We start from the raw sequence: 17,829 nt of genomic DNA, 5'->3' as shown, positions 1-17,829 counted from the left end.
GAAACAGTTAATTTCAGTAAGAAAAACGAAAGTCTGTTACACAAAACTTAATTTTCATTGCTCCTTAAAATGTTTAATTTTTTATTCAAATTCCTTTTCAAGTTAGCAGGTTGGAAACTTGTTGGCGAATTTCCAAAATATATTAAAAAAAGTATTTTGATAGTTGCACCTCATGCAAAATCAGTAGATTTTCCCGTGGGAATTGGTGCTAGAGCTGCCATTGGTGTAAAAATGGGGTTCTTAGGTAAGAAAGAATTATTTGAAGGTCCATTTGGCTGGATGTTTTATTGGCTAGGTGGTTACCCTGTAGATCGTTCAAGTAATAATCAGGTTGTGAAAGCTGTCACTACTTTATATAATTCAAAAGAAGAGTTACATCTTGTGATTGCGCCTGAAGGGACTAGAAAAGATGTTGATAAATTAAAAATGGGGTTTTATTTTATCGCAAAAAACGCTGAGATTCCTATTGTGATGATTGGTTTTGATTATTCTATTAAAGCAATTGTTATCAGCGAGCCTTTTTATACAACGTCTGATTCTCACGCCGATTTAAAACAAATTGCTTTGTTCTTTGATAAGATTGGTGGTTATAAAAAAACTTGGATAAGTAATTACTTAAAATATTAATAACAAAAAAGGCTTCACTAAGTGAAGCCTTTTTTGTTATAGTCTTTATGATTGTTTCAAATAATTTACCATCAAAGCACCCGCTTTTTCAGAAGCTCCTTTTGTGCCGAGTAAATTCCTAATTTCTTCGTAGCCTTTTAATTGTTCTTCTCGACTTTCTTTGTTCAATGTTATTTTGGTCAATTCAGCCTGTAGATTATCTTTGGTCAAATCATATTGAAGTAATTCTGTCACTACTTTTCGTCCTGCAATCAAATTCACTAGCGACACGAATGGTACTCTAATCACTCGTTTATATACCTGATAGGCTGCCCAACCGCCACGATAACAAACTACTTGGGGAATATTAAACAAAGCGGTTTCAAGCGTCGCAGTACCAGAAGTAACCAAAGCGGCATCAGCTACTGAAAGCAGATTATAGGCATCATCAACGACAATTTTTACAGGAAAGATAGATTGCCAACGAGCATACAATTCCTTAGGTAAATTAGATACCGCACCAATAACAAATTGATAGTCAGGAAATAAATACACTTGTGTTAGCATCACGGATAACATTCCTTCAATTTCTTGTTTTCTACTACCTGGTAACAAAGCGATGATAGGTTTCTGCCCTAGTCGTGCTTCTTTCCTAAAATCTTGGGAAGGCTGAAAGTCTGCAATGGCATCAAACAATGGATTCCCTACATAATCAACGTCATAATCATACTTTTTGAAAAAGTCTTTTTCAAAAGGGAAAATGACAAATAATCTATCCACATACTTTTTCAGATTCAAGGCGCGCGATTGATTCCAAGCCCATACCTTTGGCGAAATATAATAGAATGTCTTGATGCCTTTTAATTTAGCAAATTTGGCGACACGCATATTAAAACCTGCGTAATCAATCAAGATAACAACATCTGGCTGAAAAGCTAAAATATCTTTTTTACAAAAATTAAAGAAGCCAATAATCGTAGGAAGATTTTTTACGACCTCGAAAAATCCCATAAAGGCAAGGTCTCTGTAATGTTTTACAATTTCTGCCCCAGCAGCCTGCATCATATCACCTCCCCAAGCTCGGATTTCAGCAGCATTGTCATGTTTACGAATACCTTTAATCAAATTCGAGCCGTGTAAATCTCCCGAACGTTCTCCAGCGATGATATAATATTTCATTTGATTTTGGATTGCAGACTTCGGATTTATGAATAATTTTCGATGGTTTTTAATACCGACATTCCTAAATCCGACATTCAAAATAAGCGTTATTCTTCACCAAAATATTCTACAAAATTCTTTTGAGTTTCGTACAATTTTAAGCTATACAATTTAGCAGTTGACGAAACTCCTGAAATTTTAGGGGCTAATATTTTCCAAATCTCCATGACAAAAATTTCACAACTTGCCATTTTACCTTGCATAAAATCTACATCAAGATTAAGATTTTTATGATCAACTTTCTCAATAACTTCTTGTTTGATGATATCACCTAACACCTTTAAATCAATTACAAAACCAGTATCAGGGTCGGGTTTGCCTTTTACGGTAACAATCAATTCAAAATTATGACCGTGCCAGTTTACATTAGCACAAGGCCCAAAAACTTCACGATTCTTTTCCTCAGACCAGCTCAGGTTGTACAACCTGTGTGCTGCATTAAAATACTCTTTACGACTTACATAAACCATTGTTTTCAGTGTTTACAAGTGAAGGCATCCTTGGGAAAACAATAGCAATAGATACCTATAAATATGAATAGTCCGCAAAATTACAATGAATTTATTTTCAAAAAAATTAAATCTGCGAATATCAGGCTTTCATGAATAAATTCAATTTTAAAGATTAAGCATTTTTACTTATCGTTTTTGAACAAAATCAGTAAAGAACTTAATTATAAAAGTAAAAAACTCACACAAATCTTTGAAAAATTATATTTTTTCCAAAATCTGTGTATAGTTTAAATGGAAACTTAATTTTAATTTTGATAGTTTTTTAAATTTACCTAACACGTATAAATACAATTATTATAATTGCTACTCTATGATTATTGTTACGGGTGCCGCAGGATTTATTGGAAGTTGCCTGATTCAGCGTTTGAATCAAGATAATTTCAATTATATCATCGCCGTTGATGATTTTTCTGACGAACAGAAAAATAAAAATCTTGATGGTAAAAAAATTCAAGAAAGGGTGGACAGAGAACACTTTTTTGAATGGCTAGACGCAAATTATCAGGAAGTTGAGTTTTGTTTTCACATCGGTGCGAGAACAGATACTACTGAATTCAATGTTGATATTTTCAATAAATTGAATTTGAACTACTCAAAGAAAATCTGGAAGAAATGTCATGATTATCAAATCCCTTTAGTATATGCCTCATCAGCAGCTACTTATGGATTAGGTGAATTAGGTTATGACGACAACGAGTCTTTAATTCCTCAATTAAAGCCTTTGAATCCTTACGGAGAATCTAAGAATGATTTTGATATTTGGGCTTTAAAACAGGAAGAACAACCATTTTTTTGGGCTGGCTTAAAGTTTTTCAATGTCTATGGACCAAATGAATTTCATAAAGGCAGAATGGCTTCTGTCATTTGGCATACCTTCAACCAGATTAAAAATACTGGTATGATGAAGCTATTCAAATCGCACAATGAAAACTATAAGGATGGTGAGCAAATGCGCGATTTTGTATATGTAAAGGACGTAGTAGAGGTATGCATTTATTTGATGCATCATCGTCGTAATTCTGGCGTTTACAACCTTGGTTCTGGCAATGCACGGACTTTCTTAGATTTGGTTAAAAATACATTCAAAGCCTTGAATCTTCCTGAAAATATTTCATTTATAGATACTCCGGAAGATATTAGAGATAAATATCAATATTTTACAGAAGCAAATATGTCGAAACTTCAATCAATAGGATATGATAAAAACTTTACAACTTTAGAAGATGGCGTGAATGATTATGTTAAAAATTATTTAGCTGTCGAGCAATATTATTAGTAGCTGTTAGCTATCAGTTTTGAGCTTTGAGCAATGAGTTAACAGTAACTAAAAAGTCCTGATTGAAAATTCAATCAGGACTTTTTAGTTAAGCGAAGTTAGAACGTAAATTAAAGCGGCTACCAGTAGCTTAAATCACAATTCATCACCTTAACTTATGAAGGATATTCTATTTGTTCTCCTGTTTGTTTAAAGCCTTTATCTTCAAAGAGTTTCTTCCATCCTTCGCTCATAAAACCTACTCCATAGCCTATTAGCTGTACAAATACGGCAATAATACTAAGTAAGCCAACTTCAATACTTTTATTCTTAAACGTTGAATCAAGAAAATTAAGCAATACATAAATGCTTAAAATAATGATTCCTAGGTAAAAGAAGGGCGTAAAAATAAAATACCACAATGGTATCGAGAAGCATCCAAGTGTAAAAACCATTGGAAAAGTATGGACTAACTTTAATTCGTTGGGAAAATATCGACTAATATTGATACGTGCTTTACCAAAAAATCTTAGCTGACGATAGAATTGAATAAAACTAGTCCTTCGTTTATGGTAAATAAAAGCCTCTGGAATCAGACCAGACTTAAAGCCTAGCGAAATAGCCCTGATACTAAACTCGATATCTTCGCCCATTCGGGTGATGATAAAGCCTTTTGTTTTTTCATATACCTCTCTCGAAAGCCCCATGTTAAAACTTCTTGGATGAAAAGTACCCCCTAAATTCTTTTTACTTCCACGGATTCCTCCTGTCGTAAAAATCGAAGTCATAGAATAACTAATGGCTTTTTGGATAGGTGTAAAATTCGGGTGATCTCGGTCAGGTCCCCCGTAGAGGTCTAAATATTCAGTATTTAATTGATTCTCAACGATTGACAAGTAATCATTTTCAATCAGTGCATCAGAATCCAGGATGATAAAATATTCGCCTGTAGCTTTACTAAAACCCGTATTACGGGCAAAGCCTTGCCCAGTATTTTGTTGGTAATAATAATGAATATCCAGCTTGTCCTTAAACGTTTTTACAACTTGCTCGCATTTGTTAACCGAACCATCTTCAACAATCACTACTTCAAAATAAGTGTATGTTTGCTTAACCAAACATTGAAGTAACTCCTCCACTTCATCAGGACGGTTATAAACAGGAATAATAATAGAATATTTGCGCATCAGGGATTTTTAAATTTGAAGGCAAATTTCGTTGTTTTTCACGTACAATGTGAAAAATTTTCACACTTTATGACATTTGACATTCAGTTTTTGACTATTTAATTTAATAAAGCAAAATATAAAACCTAAGGTTTTACTTCTCTCACTTCCTTCTCCTTCACAGTCATTTCCCAGTCACCAAAGCTTCCATATAAAACAAATGAGCCAAATCTAAATTTATCCACTAGCTCTGTACCTTCAGAAACAGAATCAAAAAACTCTTTATCTACGGGCAATTCAAACTCAATAGCATTGACGGCATCCTTGATATGCTTCTTGATGCTTAACGAAAAATGAGACTGCTTCAAGCGAATCTTCAATATATACTTGGGAGCATTGGCAAAACCATTAGCTTTCATCGCTTTTAACTGTTCCGACAGCGCAGCATTTTCTTGTTTGAGGGCTTGTACTTCAGCATTATTCCCACATGATGTAAATAGCATTGTACCAATCAAAAATAGATAAATTGAGTTTTTCATGTTTGTTTAAAATATTTGAGTGAGTCAGCGAATGAGTGTTTTAGTGATTAATCACTTTAACTCATTACTTGATATAACTAATTGATAACTATTGAACACTAAAATTGAATGCCAAAGTTTCTTTCATATTACTTAATATCAGGAAACTATATAAACTTTTTTAGATAATGTAAGCTCATAAGTACTTGAGTTGTAATTTGCAGAAAAATCCTTACAAATGAAATATAAAATGTTGGTGTTGGACATGGACGACACGCTACTTTCTGATGAACACCTCATTTCTGATAAGAATAAAGAGATGATTCTAAAAGCCCAAGAAAAGGGTGTTTATGTGGTTTTGGCTTCTGGCAGACCCACTCCGGCTATGACAACTTATGCCAAAGATTTATCTTTAGATACCTACGGCTCATACATATTGTCTTATAATGGCGGGGTGATTACTGATATGGCAAACAACGAAATTCTATTCGAGCAAAGCATTAGTACCGAGCACATTCATGAGTTGTATGATTTTAGTGTGGAAAATAATGTACACATTTTAGCATATCACGATGGGGCAATTATCACAGAATCAGCATCAGAATATATCGACTTGGAAGCCCGCCTTACAGGAATGCCCCTGCGTAAAGTAGCCAATTTTAAAGAGGCTATCACAGCCCCTTCGGTAAAATGCCTGATGCTTGAAGAACCTGAGTACTTGGCGAGCGTAGGTGCAAAATTAAAAGCCCAGATTAATCATAAAAGTATCACGACTTCTAAGCCTTTTTTCTTAGAAATCATGCAGAAAGGTATTGATAAAGCCGCTAGTTTAGCAAGATTGGCTGAAAGACTGAATATTCATGCTGATGAAATCATAGCGGTGGGTAATGCCAACAACGATTTATCAATGATTGAATATGCTGGACTAGGTGTATGGGTTGATAACGTGACGCCTGAAATTCGCCATAAAGCTGATGTGATTGTAGCTTCGAACAACGATAATGGCGTAGCTGAAGTAATTGAACGTTTTATATTGAATTAAGGAAAAGCTATGAGTGATTAGTTTTAAGCTTTTTGATACTGCGGCTTAAAATATGAGATATACGTTAACATCATTTATTGTACATAAATTACTTAGAAATTACTACTTAACGGCTTGGTGAATTGGTATATCAGATACCAATTCATCAAACCGTTTTTTCCTCCTCCCTCCCATTTTCCTAATTATTGCTGGTCTATATCTCTATATAGCCTTACCAAATTTGCAAGAGAATCCTCTGAACTACCACTTAATAAAAATTGTATGCAAAAATCTATGTTTTATTTGACCTGAGAGGGATAAATATATAGTTTTACTTAGAATCAAATCATTGATTATCAATAACAAGCACATTTGATTTCCTTTCTGAATTAAGAATCATTTGAACTCCTTTTCTCAAAACTGTTACGACTATGAAAATCCTAAATCATTTACTTTACACTGATGATGGTAAGCAAGTAAGCTATCGTCCTACTCCTAACAAAGCAGGAAAATACACTCCTTCTTATTTAGTAATGCATTATACCGCAGCTACTAAAGCTTCGGGCTCTATTGCTTGGTTTCTGAATCCTACAGCCAAGGCTTCTGCCCATCTGGTGATTGATAGAGACGGTACGATTACACAGTTTGCCCCTTTTAATATCATCACTTGGCATGCTGGTGTAAGTCAATGGAATGGCTTGAACGGACTAAATAGTTATTCAATAGGCATCGAGTTGGTAAACGGTGGCAAATTAGCCAAACAAGGAGGTAAATGGGTTTGTCCAGTAGATAAAACTACTGTATCTGACGATGATGTAATTATTGCCAAACATAAAAATGAAACAGCTGAAAATGGATGGCAAGAATATTCCGAAAAACAATTATCAGTAGCGATAGATGTTGCGACTTTGTTAGTAAAAACCTATCAGTTAAAAGATGTAATAGGTCATGAAGACATCGCTCCTTTTAGAAAAACCGACCCAGGACCCGCTTTTCCAATGACAAGCTTTAAAGCTAAAGCAATGGGCCGTAAAGATGCTACTTTGGATTTGTATAAGACAAGCACACAAGTAAATATTCGTAAAGGAGCAGGAACACAGTTTGAAACCATTACAGATATGCTACCAGCCAATACAAAAGTAACCGTATTTAAACGAGAAGGAACTTGGAGTTTTGTAGAAGTATTAGACACCGTTCATGGGCTAAATGATATAGAAGGCTGGGTAAGTTCGAAATATTTGGTTAAGTAATTATCAACTATTAATGCGTCAAAATATTAAATGATTATGTTGACGCATTAATAATTTTTATTTTTGCTATATTGCTATTACTATCCTAATAACTATCATATAACAACCCACTTATTTCAGTAAATGCACCAATTCCTAACCTTCCGTGAGTTCAATAATGAACTTGAATTCAATGAATTACTCCAAATCTTAGACGATAATAATATTCAATATGAAACAGAAAATTATCGTCCTAATTCGAATTCCTATACATCGACGATAGCTCTTCCTAAATTTATTGTTAAAATTCCAGCTGACAAGTTCCTCGAAGTAAACAATATACAACGTGACTTAGCTTCAAAAAATATTCAAGAAGTTGACCGCTCGTATTACCTCTTTGATTTTAATGATACTGAACTTTATGAAATACTCCTGAAAGCCGATGAATGGTCTGCTTTTGATTATGAGCTAGCTAAAAAAATATTAACAGAAAGGGGAAAGCAAATAGATAAAGACTTTATTGATTCTTTGAGTGCGAGTAGAATCAAAGACATGATGCAACCTGAACCCGAACAAAGTTCAAAAATTTTTTGGGGATATTTTTTTGCAATTGTAGGAGGGCTTCTTGGTATTACTATCGGGTGGGATCTTATGTCAACCCAAAAAACGCTTCCCAATGGTGATAGAGTTTATATCTACCAACAAAAAGATAGAGCGCATGGAAAAAGGATTATAATTTTAGGCTCAATTCTTCTAGTAATTTACACAATCTATTGGCTAATTAAAGAAGATTAAATGCAATTTTAGTATTTCAAACATCAATAACCACACTATTAACCTTAAATCTTTTTTTATGCTTACAAGAGAACAACTCATTGAAAATTACAGACTATTTGATGACGGTAGAATAAAAATCATTGCCAGAGATGTGTATGATTTGACACCAGAAATAAGAGAAATTCTTAGAACAGAGATTAACAAAAGAGGCTTAGCAATCAATATACCAAATGAGGAGGAAATATTAACTCAACCTAAAAAGATAGATAAAGAAAAATTAGCAGTGTTGCTTCCTGATAATTCTTCCTTTATTTATGCTAAAATTCCAGCACGAGGCTTAAATCGCATTTTTGATTTATTGTTGACATATGGTTTGATATTCTTTCTAATTCTTTTTTTTAAATTAGAAGACTCTACGCTTATAGTATTCTTGAGCTTAGCTATTTTGATAGGGAATTATTTTTTTCTAGAGAAAATTTATGGAAAAACAGTAGCAAAATATTTAACTAAAACTAAAACAGTTACAATATCTGGAGAAAGTTTAACATGGTATCATATTACCACTAGGTCTATTTGTCGGCTTATTCCTTTTGATGGGCTATCGATATTAATTAACCATAAACGAACTTGGCATGATTACCTTTCCGAAACCGTAGTTGTTGAAGATTTTGACCAAAAATAAACACTAAAATCATTAAAATCCTTCAAGATATTTGAAGGATTTTTTTGTGCCACCACATTAATCTATCTCATTAACCACTCATCCTATTTTATTGATATTTAATACAATAACAGTCATTTTTGAATACAAATTATAGTACTATTGTAATATCATTTTAATATCAAAATAATCACTTCTATGAACACTGAAAAAAACATTAATCCATTTAATGGATACATTGCTCTTTTTGCTTTATTATTAAGTTTTGGGTTCTTGATTTTCGGTATTGTTTACAAGCATCCCTTCGATACTATTGTGGCTTGTATTTTGCTTTTATTGATAGCAAAAGGATTTATTATTATTAGTCCGAATACTGCTAAGGTGCTTTTGTTGTTTGGTAATTATAAAGGGACAATTAAACAAAATGGTTTATTCTGGATTAACCCTTTCTATACTCGTACAAGTTTATCAATGAAAGCTAGAAACTTTGAAAGCGATAAGGTAAAAGTGAATGATAAAATGGGGAATCCTATTTTAATAAGTGTTATTTTAGTGTGGAAAGTAGAGGACACCTTTAAAGCTATTTTTGAAGTTGATAATTATACCAGTTTTATTAAAATTCAAACAGATTCGGCTGTTAGAAAATTAGCAGGCTCTTTTCCTTACGATCATTTTGAGGATGAAATGGCAACAATAACATTGAGTACTAATTTTGATGACATCAATAATGCCCTTGAAAACGAAGTAACAGAAAGATTAGAAATTGCAGGTATCAAAGTAATAGAGGCTAGAATCGCCTATCTAGCTTACGCTCCTGAAATTGCACATTCCATGTTAAGACGTCAACAAGCTTCTGCTGTCGTGGCGGCGCGTCATAAAATTGTAGAAGGCGCCGTTGGTATGGTAGAAAGTGCTTTGAGTTTATTAAGTACTAAAAATATTATTACTTTTGATGAAGACAAGAAAGCAACGATGGTAAGTAATTTAATGGTTGTTTTATGTGGCGACAGCGAAACCAAGCCTGTAATCAATACAGGCACTTTAAATCAATAAGTTATGGCTGAAAAAAAATCTTTTGCCTTGCGAATAGATGCTGAAATGATGAAAGCCATTGAAAAATGGGCGGCTGATGAATTCAGAAGTGTGAATGGGCAAATTGAATGGATGTTGAATAAAAGCCTGAAAGATGCCAAAAGGATAAAAAACAAGGATAATTCGACAAATTAAAGATTAATATGAGTCATCCTGAATTTTCTTTTAAAGTATCGAGGTTTAGAAGATTTCATTTTTTTTTGATTTGTTCTCGTCCTTACTTTTTGTCTTGATACAAAAAGTAACAAAAAATCAAGAATTCCTAAACTCGCTATCGCTCAAACAGTAGGAATTCGTTGTTTCTCAATCATAAAAAAGCGGTCGAAAAACTAATTTCGACCGCTTTTTTATGATTGAGAAATTCGGAATAAATCGTATTATTTATAAATAGCGAAGCCATTTCTTTTCTGAATTGTCTTCCTTATAACGGCCATACCATTCACAAAGAGGATACATCACCACTACAATGCTTATCCATACTACATAAATTCCTGATAATTCAATCCCTGACTTACCAGTTGGTCTACCAAAAGTAAAGTTTGCAAAATTCATTTCTTCCCATGTAAAACCTTGTATAAACAACATGCCTATCATTAATATATGGATTAAATACCAGTGTATTAGGTAGTAAAATAAAGGTACTTTACCGTAAACTGAAATTATTTTCACAAACTTGCCCTTTAGTCCCCCAACGTAAGAAAGCACCACAATCATCACTCCCAACGTAAGGAATGTATATAAAAATGAAGGAGGGTATTTGCTTACATTGATAAAAGATAGGAATGTGTAAGTAGCATTTTTCTGTACCGACCATTTTGTCAAATCTCCATATAAATTAGTGTACCTTACTACCGCAAAAATTACAAGCATTGATGCACCTATTGCCAATAAAGTTCTTTTCCTTTTTTGCAGAGGATAGTCAAAAATAAGCCCCGCAGCATATCCTACTAGCATTATTCCAAACCAAGGAATAATAGGATATGAAACTACAAAAGTAAAGTCTGGCATCAATGGAAATGCATTTAAAGCAAAAAGATAGGTAGCAACAAACTTTAAATCAGGGTTTTGAATACCAGAAGGCAGTGATGTTACTAAATCATGCGTAAGTATAATCAATAAACCAAGTATGCCAAGTACCTTAGCCGGTAGCCTCAATAAAATTGCTAACAACACAAACCCAAAACCGATGGCTGCAATTACCTGTGATAATATAATTCCAAAATTGATATCAAACCAAATTCCAAAGTTTACGATAGTGTATTCTAATAATATTAACCACAACCCTCGACTTAATAAAAACCATTGGGCTTGTCCAATATTTTCTTTGTTCTTGAGAGATATATACACTGAAGTACCAGATAAAAAAACAAAGGTAGGTGCACAAAAATGAGTAATAAAACGAGTAAAAAACAGAAACGGAGTAGTTGTAACCAAATCTGTTGGGTTTTGGGTGATAGCATCTACATGCATTAAATCTCTAACGTGATCTAAAGCCATAATTACCATAACCAAACCTCTCATAAAGTCAATTGAATGTATACGCTTATTCATAAATTAAAATGTTTATTTTTAAATTTATGATAATTATTCTTTTAATCAAAAATGGAATAAATAAAAAATTTATCTGGTGTGTTAAGTTTACAATGAAATAACAATACTTTTATAATGAAGCTGTTTAAACTTTTCGTTTCGGGTTAAACTAAGTCTTTCAGAATAGCTTGTTCCAAAATTTACTCAACATAGCGATGCTATGCTTCGCAAATTTTGAAAAAATCAATTCTAAAATACAATACTTTCACCTCAGAAACTGAAAGTTTAAACAGCTTCAATAACAAGTTTTCAACCTCCTCCGTATTCTTTCTACCATTTCTTCAATTTCATCTTACTTGATGTCAAACAAATGTTTCTTTCGTCTTGGCTTATTTATGGAAGGTACTTTATCAAAAGGGCTGTAATTGCTTTTAAAAATCTCCAATATAGTGTGTATTTTTTTCTACACTTATATAACAAAACTAGTGGAACGATTTTTTAATGCTTTTAATACATTAAAATCAAATAATTTATATTTATGAAAAACGTACTAATTATTCTATCTGCTTTATTTATGATGGTTTCATGTAATTCAACCTCTAAAACAGAAATAGAGCAAGCAAAACAAATGGCTATCGATTCGATACAAAATGTTGAGGCACTTAAACTAGCAAAGCAAATGGCTATTGATTCTATGAAAATTGAAGCCACTAAACAAGCAAGTAATGATTCTATTAAATATGTGCATGAATTAAAAAGCACTAAAAGCGTATCAAGCAAGGTTTCGGCTGGAGGTCAAAGAACTACCACTGAGAAGGTGAGTACTACTAGTTCTTCAACAGTTGTCAAAAAGAAAAAAATGAGTGGTGCTGTTAAAGGAGCATTGATTGGTGCGGGTGTGGGTGCTGTGTCAGGTGCTGTTATTTCTAGAAATAACAAGCCTTTAAAAGGTGCATTAATTGGAGGAGTTATTGGTGCTGGTTTGGGTGCTGGAACAGGGGCAATTATAGATGCTAAAAACAAACCTAAAAATTAGTATATAATTTTGTTATCAATAAAAAACGTCAAAGATTTTCTAGGAAAGAAAAATCTTTGACGTTTTTTATTGTATTCGCTTTACCTTTGCAGAAAAAGCATACGCATGAATCACTCACTCATTAAAACAGCCATACATAAAATACTTAAAGAAGGAGGCGACAGTAATTATTTTGTAATCGACATTACTAAAGATTATTATATCCAAGCTGCTAGCTCAAAAGGTGCAGAGGACGTGTTTTGTGAAGCTGTATCTAACCAATATTTATCTCAAGCAAGTAAACTTTCGGCTGACCAATTAAATAAATTAAAAGAAATTGGCTGGCATCAGCCTACAGAAAGTAATGTTAATTTTTTTCTGGAACTTCCTGCTGACAATAATGCTTCAATTGATTTTTTAACAAACTTTTTAGCTTCTACTATTAAAGAAGTTTATTTATCTGATAATATCACTAAAGAATCTTTTCAATTCCATTTAGAATAATGAAAATGATTTCTTAGAAAAATTAAATTATTACGCTAACGCAGAAGTCATTTTTTACGCTCTCAAACTATGATTTTTTCACGCTCCCTCACCTAAGTATTTATTCTTATTAATTTCTTAACCTCATATAAAGTTTATTGGTTTATTTTTGTACTTTAATCTTTCTACTAAAAACTTCAAAGTAAAATTGCGTATAGTTAACACTATTATATTAATATATATTCAAGATATATTAATATAATATAAATGTAATTATTGAAAAAAAGTACCAGCTAATAAATTTTTGGCCATTTTAAGGCTTAAAAACCAAAATTTAAGCCTTTTGATATTGTAATTTTAAAAAAAATATTGAAATTAGCAGAAGTACAATTATGAAAAGTCTATCATTAACTTGTAATAAGATGAGTATAAACCTCTGATTTTTAGACAAATTTATCTCATATTTTGATCTTTCTAGACAATTAAAAACTATTATCAAAGATATCATAAGTTAAGTTTTTTTTCATTCTATTGTTGTATAACTAACCATTTATATTTAAACTTTTTACCTAGGATTTGAATGTTAAATTCAACTTCCAACCATTAACACACACGCGATAAATTATGACAAGCTTATTGAACAATCCGCTTGTATTGTCCGTATTGGCAATACTGGCTCTGCAGGCATTCTTTCTTTTGTTCTATTTTTTAAGAAAGACTTCTGTTAACAAATGTCCCAGTTGTGGGAACTTGCACTGTGATAGAATAAAGAGACCGTTTTATATTAAGCTATTTCTTTCTTACTTCTCAAACATAAAATACTATAATTGCCCAAGCTGTGGCGCTAAATTTTTTATTGTTCAGTCAAACGATAAAACAATTGATGAAAATCAAAAATTTCTGAAGGTTTAGTCCTTTAGACTTAAATAAAAGTTACTCCATAAAATCTCTTTATGTATCAAGCGTTTATTACAAACATTGATGTATGAAGAGATTTTTTTTTGTCCACAAAAAAAAGTTTTAATCATAATTTTTTATAAATCAATTTCTTAACTTTAAGAAATTATTTTCTTTTTAAAAGAATTTGTTGTATTAAATAAATTGTGTTACATTTACACAATCTATTTAATACAACAGAAATGCTTCTAAAATACACACATGATACAAGGATTCTCTTAGCCATCGACTGCATAATTTTCGGCTTTGATGGTGAAGAATTAAAATTACTCTTGATTAAACGAAACTTTGAACCTGAAAAAGGGAAATGGTCGTTGATGGGAGGATTTTTAAATGAAACCGAAGATTTAGAAGAAGGAGCAAAAAGAGTATTGAATGAATTAACAGGGCTTGAAAATGTATACATGGAACAGCTCCATGCTTTTGGGGAAATTACCCGTGACCCAGTAGAACGTACTGTTTCTGTTAGTTTTTTTGCTTTGATTAATATCCATGCACACGATTCTGAGCTATCACGTTCGATGAATGGATATTGGTTCAATTTTAAAGACAAACCTGATTTAATTTTTGATCACAACAAAATGGTGAATATGGCGCTTTCACAGTTACGCTACAAAGCCGCTTTACATCCATTAGGTTTTGAACTATTACCTGAAAAATTCACGATTCCTCAATTACAAAAACTGTATGAGGCCATCTATGATATGAATCTTGATCGTAGGAATTTTAGCAGAAAAATCATTTCAACAGGTTTGTTAATTGATACAGGTGAGAAAAACGAAAATTCTGCCACCAAAAAAGCTATGCTTTATCAGCTCGACGCCGAAAAATATAAAAACAATTTCAACGATTTTCACAACTTTATTTCTGATTTTAAATGGTAAAATGATTTGAAAAATTCACGATTTGCTTCAATCATGTTATCTATTACCCCATAAATACTTTTTTTAATAACTTTTATTACAATTGTGTCATGATGACACGAAAAATTATTTAACCAATGAAAAACCAATACGTCATCGGTGTTGATTATGGAACAGACTCTGTTCGTTCGGTATTAATTGATACTTCAAACGGTAAAGAAATTAGCCAATCTGTTTTTTATTATCCAAGATGGAAAGCTGGAAAATATTGCATTCCTGCTAAAAACCAGTTCCGTCAGCATCCTTTAGACTACCTTGAAGGGTTGGAAAGCACTATCAAAGATTGTTTAGCAAAAGCTCCATCGGTAAATCCATCATCAGTAAAAGGTATTTCTGTGGATACCACAGGCTCTACTCCTGTTGCGGTTGACAAAACTGGTACTCCTTTGGCATTAACAGCGGGTTTTGAAGAAAACCCAAATGCCATGTTTGTGCTTTGGAAAGACCATACTTCTGTCAATGAAGCGGCTGAAATCAATCAGGTTTCTCGTACTTGGGGTGGTATCGACTACACTCAGTTTGAGGGTGGAATTTATTCATCTGAATGGTTTTGGGCAAAAATTTTACACATTACGCGTGAAGATGAAAGTATTGCAACATCTGCCTATTCATGGATGGAACACTGCGACTGGATTCCTGCGGTCTTAATTGGTAGTGATGATGTTGATGCTGTAAAGAGAAGCCGTTGTGCGGCTGGGCACAAAGCCATGTGGCATGAGTCGTGGGGAGGTTTACCTTCAGAAGAATATTTAGGAAAATTTGATAGTCGTTTGGCAGCATTGCGTTCAAGACTATTTGAAGATACTTATACAGCCGATGTTTCAATGGGCAATTTATGTCAAGCTTGGGCTGATAAATTAGGCTTAACTACCGATACTATCATTTCTGTTGGAACTTTTGATGCACACGCTGGTGCGGTAGGTGTTGAAATTGAATCTGCTACGTTGGTAAAAGTAATGGGTACTTCTACTTGCGACATGATGGTTGCTCCTTTTGATGAAATTGGAGACAAACTGGTTCGTGGTATTTGTGGACAGGTGGATGGTTCTATCATTCCTGGAATGTTGGGCTTAGAGGCAGGTCAATCTGCTTTTGGTGACTTATTGGCTTGGTTTAAAAACTTGACAATGTGGTCGGTTCAAAATGCTGATATTGCGCCAGAAATTAAGCAACAAATTGAAGATTCTATCATCGTTAGTCTTTCAAAAGCGGCTTCGGCGATACCAATTTCTGAAAAGAATGTAGTTGCCTTAGACTGGGTAAATGGTAGAAGAACACCTGATGCTAACCAAGCATTGAAAGGGGCTATCATAGGCTTGGGTATGGGTTCTGATGCTCCTGCTATTTTCCGTGCTATGGTAGAGGCTATTTGCTTTGGTTCAAAAGCCATTGTTGATCGTTTTAAAAACGAAGGTGTTGACATCAAACAGATTGTTGGTATGGGTGGTGTAGCTAAAAAATCGGATTTTGTGATGCAAACGCTTGCTGACGTATTAGATATGCCTGTTAAAATCGCTACTTCTGAACAAGCACCTGCGTTGGGTGCTGCTATGTATGCAGCCGTTGCAGCGGGCATTCATCCTGATGTAAACACTGCTGTTTCGGCGATGGGTAATGGTTTTGATAAAACATATTTCCCTATTGCTGAAAACGTTGCTCTGTATGCTAAGCTTTATCAAAAATATGAGGCTTTAGGAGCTTTTGTTGAATCGCAGACAGTTTAATTTTGAGACTTTAGGATTTAGGACTGGAGGACTTTAAGACGTTAGAGTGATAGACTTTAGACGCTAGACACAAGATTTGAAGACTTGAAGATAAAATAAATAAGAAGTAAGATTTTGAGATAGAAGGAATTGTGAGTCTTGTGTATTCAAGACTCACAATTCACAACTTATAATTAATCATGTATCAAGACATTAAACAAGCCTGTTTTGAGGCAAATATGCAACTTCCTAAATTGGGTTTGGTTGTATTTACTTTCGGAAATGTAAGTGTTGTAGATAGAGAAAAAGGTGTTTTTGCTATTAAACCTAGTGGCGTACCTTACGAATCTCTACAGTCTGACCAAATCGTAATTTGCGATTTTGATGCTAAAGTGGTGGAAGGGTCTTTCCGTCCTTCTTCTGACACTAAAACGCATGCAGTGTTGTATAAGCATTGGACAGAAATCGGTTCTATTGTTCATACGCACTCTACTTATGCTACTTCATTCGCTCAGGCTCAGATGGATATTCCTATTTTAGGGACTACTCATGCCGACCATTTGACGGTGGATGTACCGTGTGCTCCCCCTATGAGTGATGAAATGATTAAAGGAGATTACGAATACGAAACGGGTTTCCAAATTATGAATCATTTCGAGAAAAAGGGTTTTTCTTATAAAGAGGTAGAAATGGTGCTTTTGGGAAATCACGCTCCTTTTACATGGGGTAAAAATGCCGAAAAAGCTGTTTATAATGCTGGTGTTTTAGAAGCAGTTGCCCAAATGGCTTACCTTACTTGCACGTTGAACCCAAGAGTAAATCGCTTGAAAGATACGCTTATTGAAAAGCATTACGAGCGTAAACACGGCGTAAGTGCCTATTACGGACAAGGATGTTAATTAGTGATGAGTTTTGAGTGCGGAATGTGGAGTTAAATTTTCGATTACAATTCGAAATGTCCACGACAAAGTCACTAACCAGCGTTTGTAAAACAAAAGGCTCTATAGTTGGAATCAAAATATTGAATATCAGTATTTTAAACTTGTGCTTGCCTAAAATAGGTTGACAGATTTATTATCCTGTTTAATTTACTTAAAATTGTAATATAGTTTGATTTGGGTCTGTTTTTTTTGTTCCATCGGATGTCCAAATGTTTAATT

Annotated in this window: 18 protein-coding genes; 13 read left to right on the top strand and 5 right to left on the bottom strand. The window is 33.5% G+C overall.

Going from position 1 to position 17,829, the window contains the following annotated elements; translation table 11 throughout:
- Positions 1 to 69 precede the first annotated feature (69 nt).
- The gene (locus tag VB264_RS21640; RefSeq protein WP_323252913.1) at positions 70 to 627 is read left to right on the top strand and encodes a 1-acyl-sn-glycerol-3-phosphate acyltransferase; all 558 of its coding nucleotides are present in this window, start codon (positions 70 to 72) and stop codon (positions 625 to 627) included.
- A 45-nt stretch (positions 628 to 672) separates the two neighbouring features.
- Here VB264_RS21640 and lpxB read toward each other — a convergent pair whose 3' ends face one another.
- Together lpxB and VB264_RS21630 are read right to left on the bottom strand one after the other, a co-directional pair.
- Positions 673 to 1,785 (bottom strand): lipid-A-disaccharide synthase, encoded by a 1,113-nt coding sequence (lpxB, locus tag VB264_RS21635; protein ID WP_323252911.1) that lies wholly within the window; start codon positions 1,783 to 1,785, stop codon positions 673 to 675.
- 89 nt (positions 1,786 to 1,874) lie between these two features.
- The gene (locus VB264_RS21630; protein ID WP_323252909.1) at positions 1,875 to 2,297 is read right to left on the bottom strand and encodes a 6-pyruvoyl trahydropterin synthase family protein; all 423 of its coding nucleotides are present in this window, start codon (positions 2,295 to 2,297) and stop codon (positions 1,875 to 1,877) included.
- A 352-nt stretch (positions 2,298 to 2,649) separates the two neighbouring features.
- On the opposite strand from VB264_RS21630, the gene rfaD reads away from it, so the two are divergent.
- Positions 2,650 to 3,615, top strand: coding sequence for an ADP-glyceromanno-heptose 6-epimerase (rfaD, locus tag VB264_RS21625; RefSeq protein ID WP_323252907.1), 966 nt, complete (start codon positions 2,650 to 2,652; stop codon positions 3,613 to 3,615).
- A 155-nt stretch (positions 3,616 to 3,770) separates the two neighbouring features.
- Here rfaD and VB264_RS21620 read toward each other — a convergent pair whose 3' ends face one another.
- Together VB264_RS21620 and VB264_RS21615 are read right to left on the bottom strand one after the other, a co-directional pair.
- Positions 3,771 to 4,781: a glycosyltransferase gene (locus VB264_RS21620; RefSeq protein ID WP_323252905.1), complete on the bottom strand. Its 1,011-nt coding sequence runs from the start codon at positions 4,779 to 4,781 to the stop codon at positions 3,771 to 3,773.
- A 125-nt stretch (positions 4,782 to 4,906) separates the two neighbouring features.
- Entirely contained in the window at positions 4,907 to 5,299 is a 393-nt protein-coding gene (locus VB264_RS21615) for a hypothetical protein (RefSeq protein WP_323252903.1), read from the bottom strand.
- A gap of 217 nt (positions 5,300 to 5,516) precedes the next feature.
- On the opposite strand from VB264_RS21615, the gene VB264_RS21610 reads away from it, so the two are divergent.
- From VB264_RS21610 to VB264_RS21585, 6 genes are all read left to right on the top strand, one after another.
- The gene (locus VB264_RS21610; RefSeq protein WP_323252901.1) at positions 5,517 to 6,320 is read left to right on the top strand and encodes a Cof-type HAD-IIB family hydrolase; all 804 of its coding nucleotides are present in this window, start codon (positions 5,517 to 5,519) and stop codon (positions 6,318 to 6,320) included.
- A gap of 410 nt (positions 6,321 to 6,730) precedes the next feature.
- Positions 6,731 to 7,549, top strand: coding sequence for an N-acetylmuramoyl-L-alanine amidase (locus tag VB264_RS21605; RefSeq protein WP_323252899.1), 819 nt, complete (start codon positions 6,731 to 6,733; stop codon positions 7,547 to 7,549).
- A gap of 123 nt (positions 7,550 to 7,672) precedes the next feature.
- The gene (locus tag VB264_RS21600; protein ID WP_323252897.1) at positions 7,673 to 8,323 is read left to right on the top strand and encodes a hypothetical protein; all 651 of its coding nucleotides are present in this window, start codon (positions 7,673 to 7,675) and stop codon (positions 8,321 to 8,323) included.
- A gap of 58 nt (positions 8,324 to 8,381) precedes the next feature.
- Positions 8,382 to 8,987, top strand: coding sequence for an RDD family protein (locus VB264_RS21595; protein ID WP_323252895.1), 606 nt, complete (start codon positions 8,382 to 8,384; stop codon positions 8,985 to 8,987).
- Positions 8,988 to 9,164: 177 nt separating this feature from the next.
- On the top strand, positions 9,165 to 10,019 hold the full coding sequence (locus tag VB264_RS21590; protein WP_323252893.1) for an SPFH domain-containing protein: 855 nt from the start codon (positions 9,165 to 9,167) through the stop codon (positions 10,017 to 10,019).
- Positions 10,020 to 10,022: 3 nt separating this feature from the next.
- Positions 10,023 to 10,193 carry an Arc family DNA binding domain-containing protein gene (locus VB264_RS21585; protein WP_323252891.1) on the top strand — a complete coding sequence of 57 codons (171 nt, stop codon included), beginning with the start codon at positions 10,023 to 10,025 and terminating at the stop codon, positions 10,191 to 10,193.
- A gap of 246 nt (positions 10,194 to 10,439) precedes the next feature.
- Here the strand turns inward: VB264_RS21585 and VB264_RS21580 are convergent, their stop codons facing one another.
- Positions 10,440 to 11,609 (bottom strand): DUF1624 domain-containing protein, encoded by a 1,170-nt coding sequence (locus tag VB264_RS21580; RefSeq protein WP_323252890.1) that lies wholly within the window; start codon positions 11,607 to 11,609, stop codon positions 10,440 to 10,442.
- 517 nt (positions 11,610 to 12,126) lie between these two features.
- On the opposite strand from VB264_RS21580, the gene VB264_RS21575 reads away from it, so the two are divergent.
- From VB264_RS21575 to VB264_RS21555, 5 genes are all read left to right on the top strand, one after another.
- Entirely contained in the window at positions 12,127 to 12,624 is a 498-nt protein-coding gene (locus tag VB264_RS21575) for a glycine zipper family protein (RefSeq protein ID WP_323252888.1), read from the top strand.
- A gap of 105 nt (positions 12,625 to 12,729) precedes the next feature.
- Positions 12,730 to 13,107, top strand: a complete 378-nt coding sequence (locus VB264_RS21570; protein ID WP_323252886.1) for a TY-Chap domain-containing protein — start codon at positions 12,730 to 12,732, stop codon at positions 13,105 to 13,107.
- 1,118 nt (positions 13,108 to 14,225) lie between these two features.
- Positions 14,226 to 14,927, top strand: a complete 702-nt coding sequence (locus VB264_RS21565; protein ID WP_309916246.1) for an NUDIX hydrolase — start codon at positions 14,226 to 14,228, stop codon at positions 14,925 to 14,927.
- Between the two features lie 116 nt (positions 14,928 to 15,043).
- Positions 15,044 to 16,690, top strand: a complete 1,647-nt coding sequence (locus VB264_RS21560; protein ID WP_323252883.1) for a ribulokinase — start codon at positions 15,044 to 15,046, stop codon at positions 16,688 to 16,690.
- A gap of 179 nt (positions 16,691 to 16,869) precedes the next feature.
- Complete coding sequence (locus VB264_RS21555) at positions 16,870 to 17,568, top strand: L-ribulose-5-phosphate 4-epimerase (protein WP_323252881.1); 699 nt, start codon at positions 16,870 to 16,872, stop codon at positions 17,566 to 17,568.
- Positions 17,569 to 17,829 lie beyond the last annotated feature (261 nt).

The organism is Arcicella aquatica (assembly GCF_034928825.1).
GTDB classification, from domain to species: Bacteria; Bacteroidota; Bacteroidia; order Cytophagales; family Spirosomataceae; genus Arcicella; species Arcicella aquatica.
This window is presented reverse-complemented; position numbering and strand designations above follow the sequence as displayed.

Bases quoted from the DNA above. Each gene is read 5' to 3' on its own strand.
- VB264_RS21640 (WP_323252913.1), top strand. From the start codon at position 70: ATGTTTAATTTTTTATTCAAATTCCTTTTCAAGTTAGCAGGTTGGAAA.
- rfaD (WP_323252907.1), top strand. From the start codon at position 2,650: ATGATTATTGTTACGGGTGCCGCAGGATTTATTGGAAGTTGCCTGATT.
- VB264_RS21605 (WP_323252899.1), top strand. From the start codon at position 6,731: ATGAAAATCCTAAATCATTTACTTTACACTGATGATGGTAAGCAAGTA.
- VB264_RS21590 (WP_323252893.1), top strand. From the start codon at position 9,165: ATGAACACTGAAAAAAACATTAATCCATTTAATGGATACATTGCTCTT.
- VB264_RS21580 (WP_323252890.1), bottom strand. From the start codon at position 11,609: ATGAATAAGCGTATACATTCAATTGACTTTATGAGAGGTTTGGTTATG.
- VB264_RS21620 (WP_323252905.1), bottom strand. From the start codon at position 4,781: ATGCGCAAATATTCTATTATTATTCCTGTTTATAACCGTCCTGATGAA.
- VB264_RS21615 (WP_323252903.1), bottom strand. From the start codon at position 5,299: ATGAAAAACTCAATTTATCTATTTTTGATTGGTACAATGCTATTTACA.
- VB264_RS21575 (WP_323252888.1), top strand. From the start codon at position 12,127: ATGAAAAACGTACTAATTATTCTATCTGCTTTATTTATGATGGTTTCA.
- lpxB (WP_323252911.1), bottom strand. From the start codon at position 1,785: ATGAAATATTATATCATCGCTGGAGAACGTTCGGGAGATTTACACGGC.
- VB264_RS21610 (WP_323252901.1), top strand. From the start codon at position 5,517: ATGAAATATAAAATGTTGGTGTTGGACATGGACGACACGCTACTTTCT.
- VB264_RS21555 (WP_323252881.1), top strand. From the start codon at position 16,870: ATGTATCAAGACATTAAACAAGCCTGTTTTGAGGCAAATATGCAACTT.
- VB264_RS21560 (WP_323252883.1), top strand. From the start codon at position 15,044: ATGAAAAACCAATACGTCATCGGTGTTGATTATGGAACAGACTCTGTT.
- VB264_RS21600 (WP_323252897.1), top strand. From the start codon at position 7,673: ATGCACCAATTCCTAACCTTCCGTGAGTTCAATAATGAACTTGAATTC.
- VB264_RS21565 (WP_309916246.1), top strand. From the start codon at position 14,226: ATGCTTCTAAAATACACACATGATACAAGGATTCTCTTAGCCATCGAC.
- VB264_RS21595 (WP_323252895.1), top strand. From the start codon at position 8,382: ATGCTTACAAGAGAACAACTCATTGAAAATTACAGACTATTTGATGAC.
- VB264_RS21585 (WP_323252891.1), top strand. From the start codon at position 10,023: ATGGCTGAAAAAAAATCTTTTGCCTTGCGAATAGATGCTGAAATGATG.
- VB264_RS21630 (WP_323252909.1), bottom strand. From the start codon at position 2,297: ATGGTTTATGTAAGTCGTAAAGAGTATTTTAATGCAGCACACAGGTTG.
- VB264_RS21570 (WP_323252886.1), top strand. From the start codon at position 12,730: ATGAATCACTCACTCATTAAAACAGCCATACATAAAATACTTAAAGAA.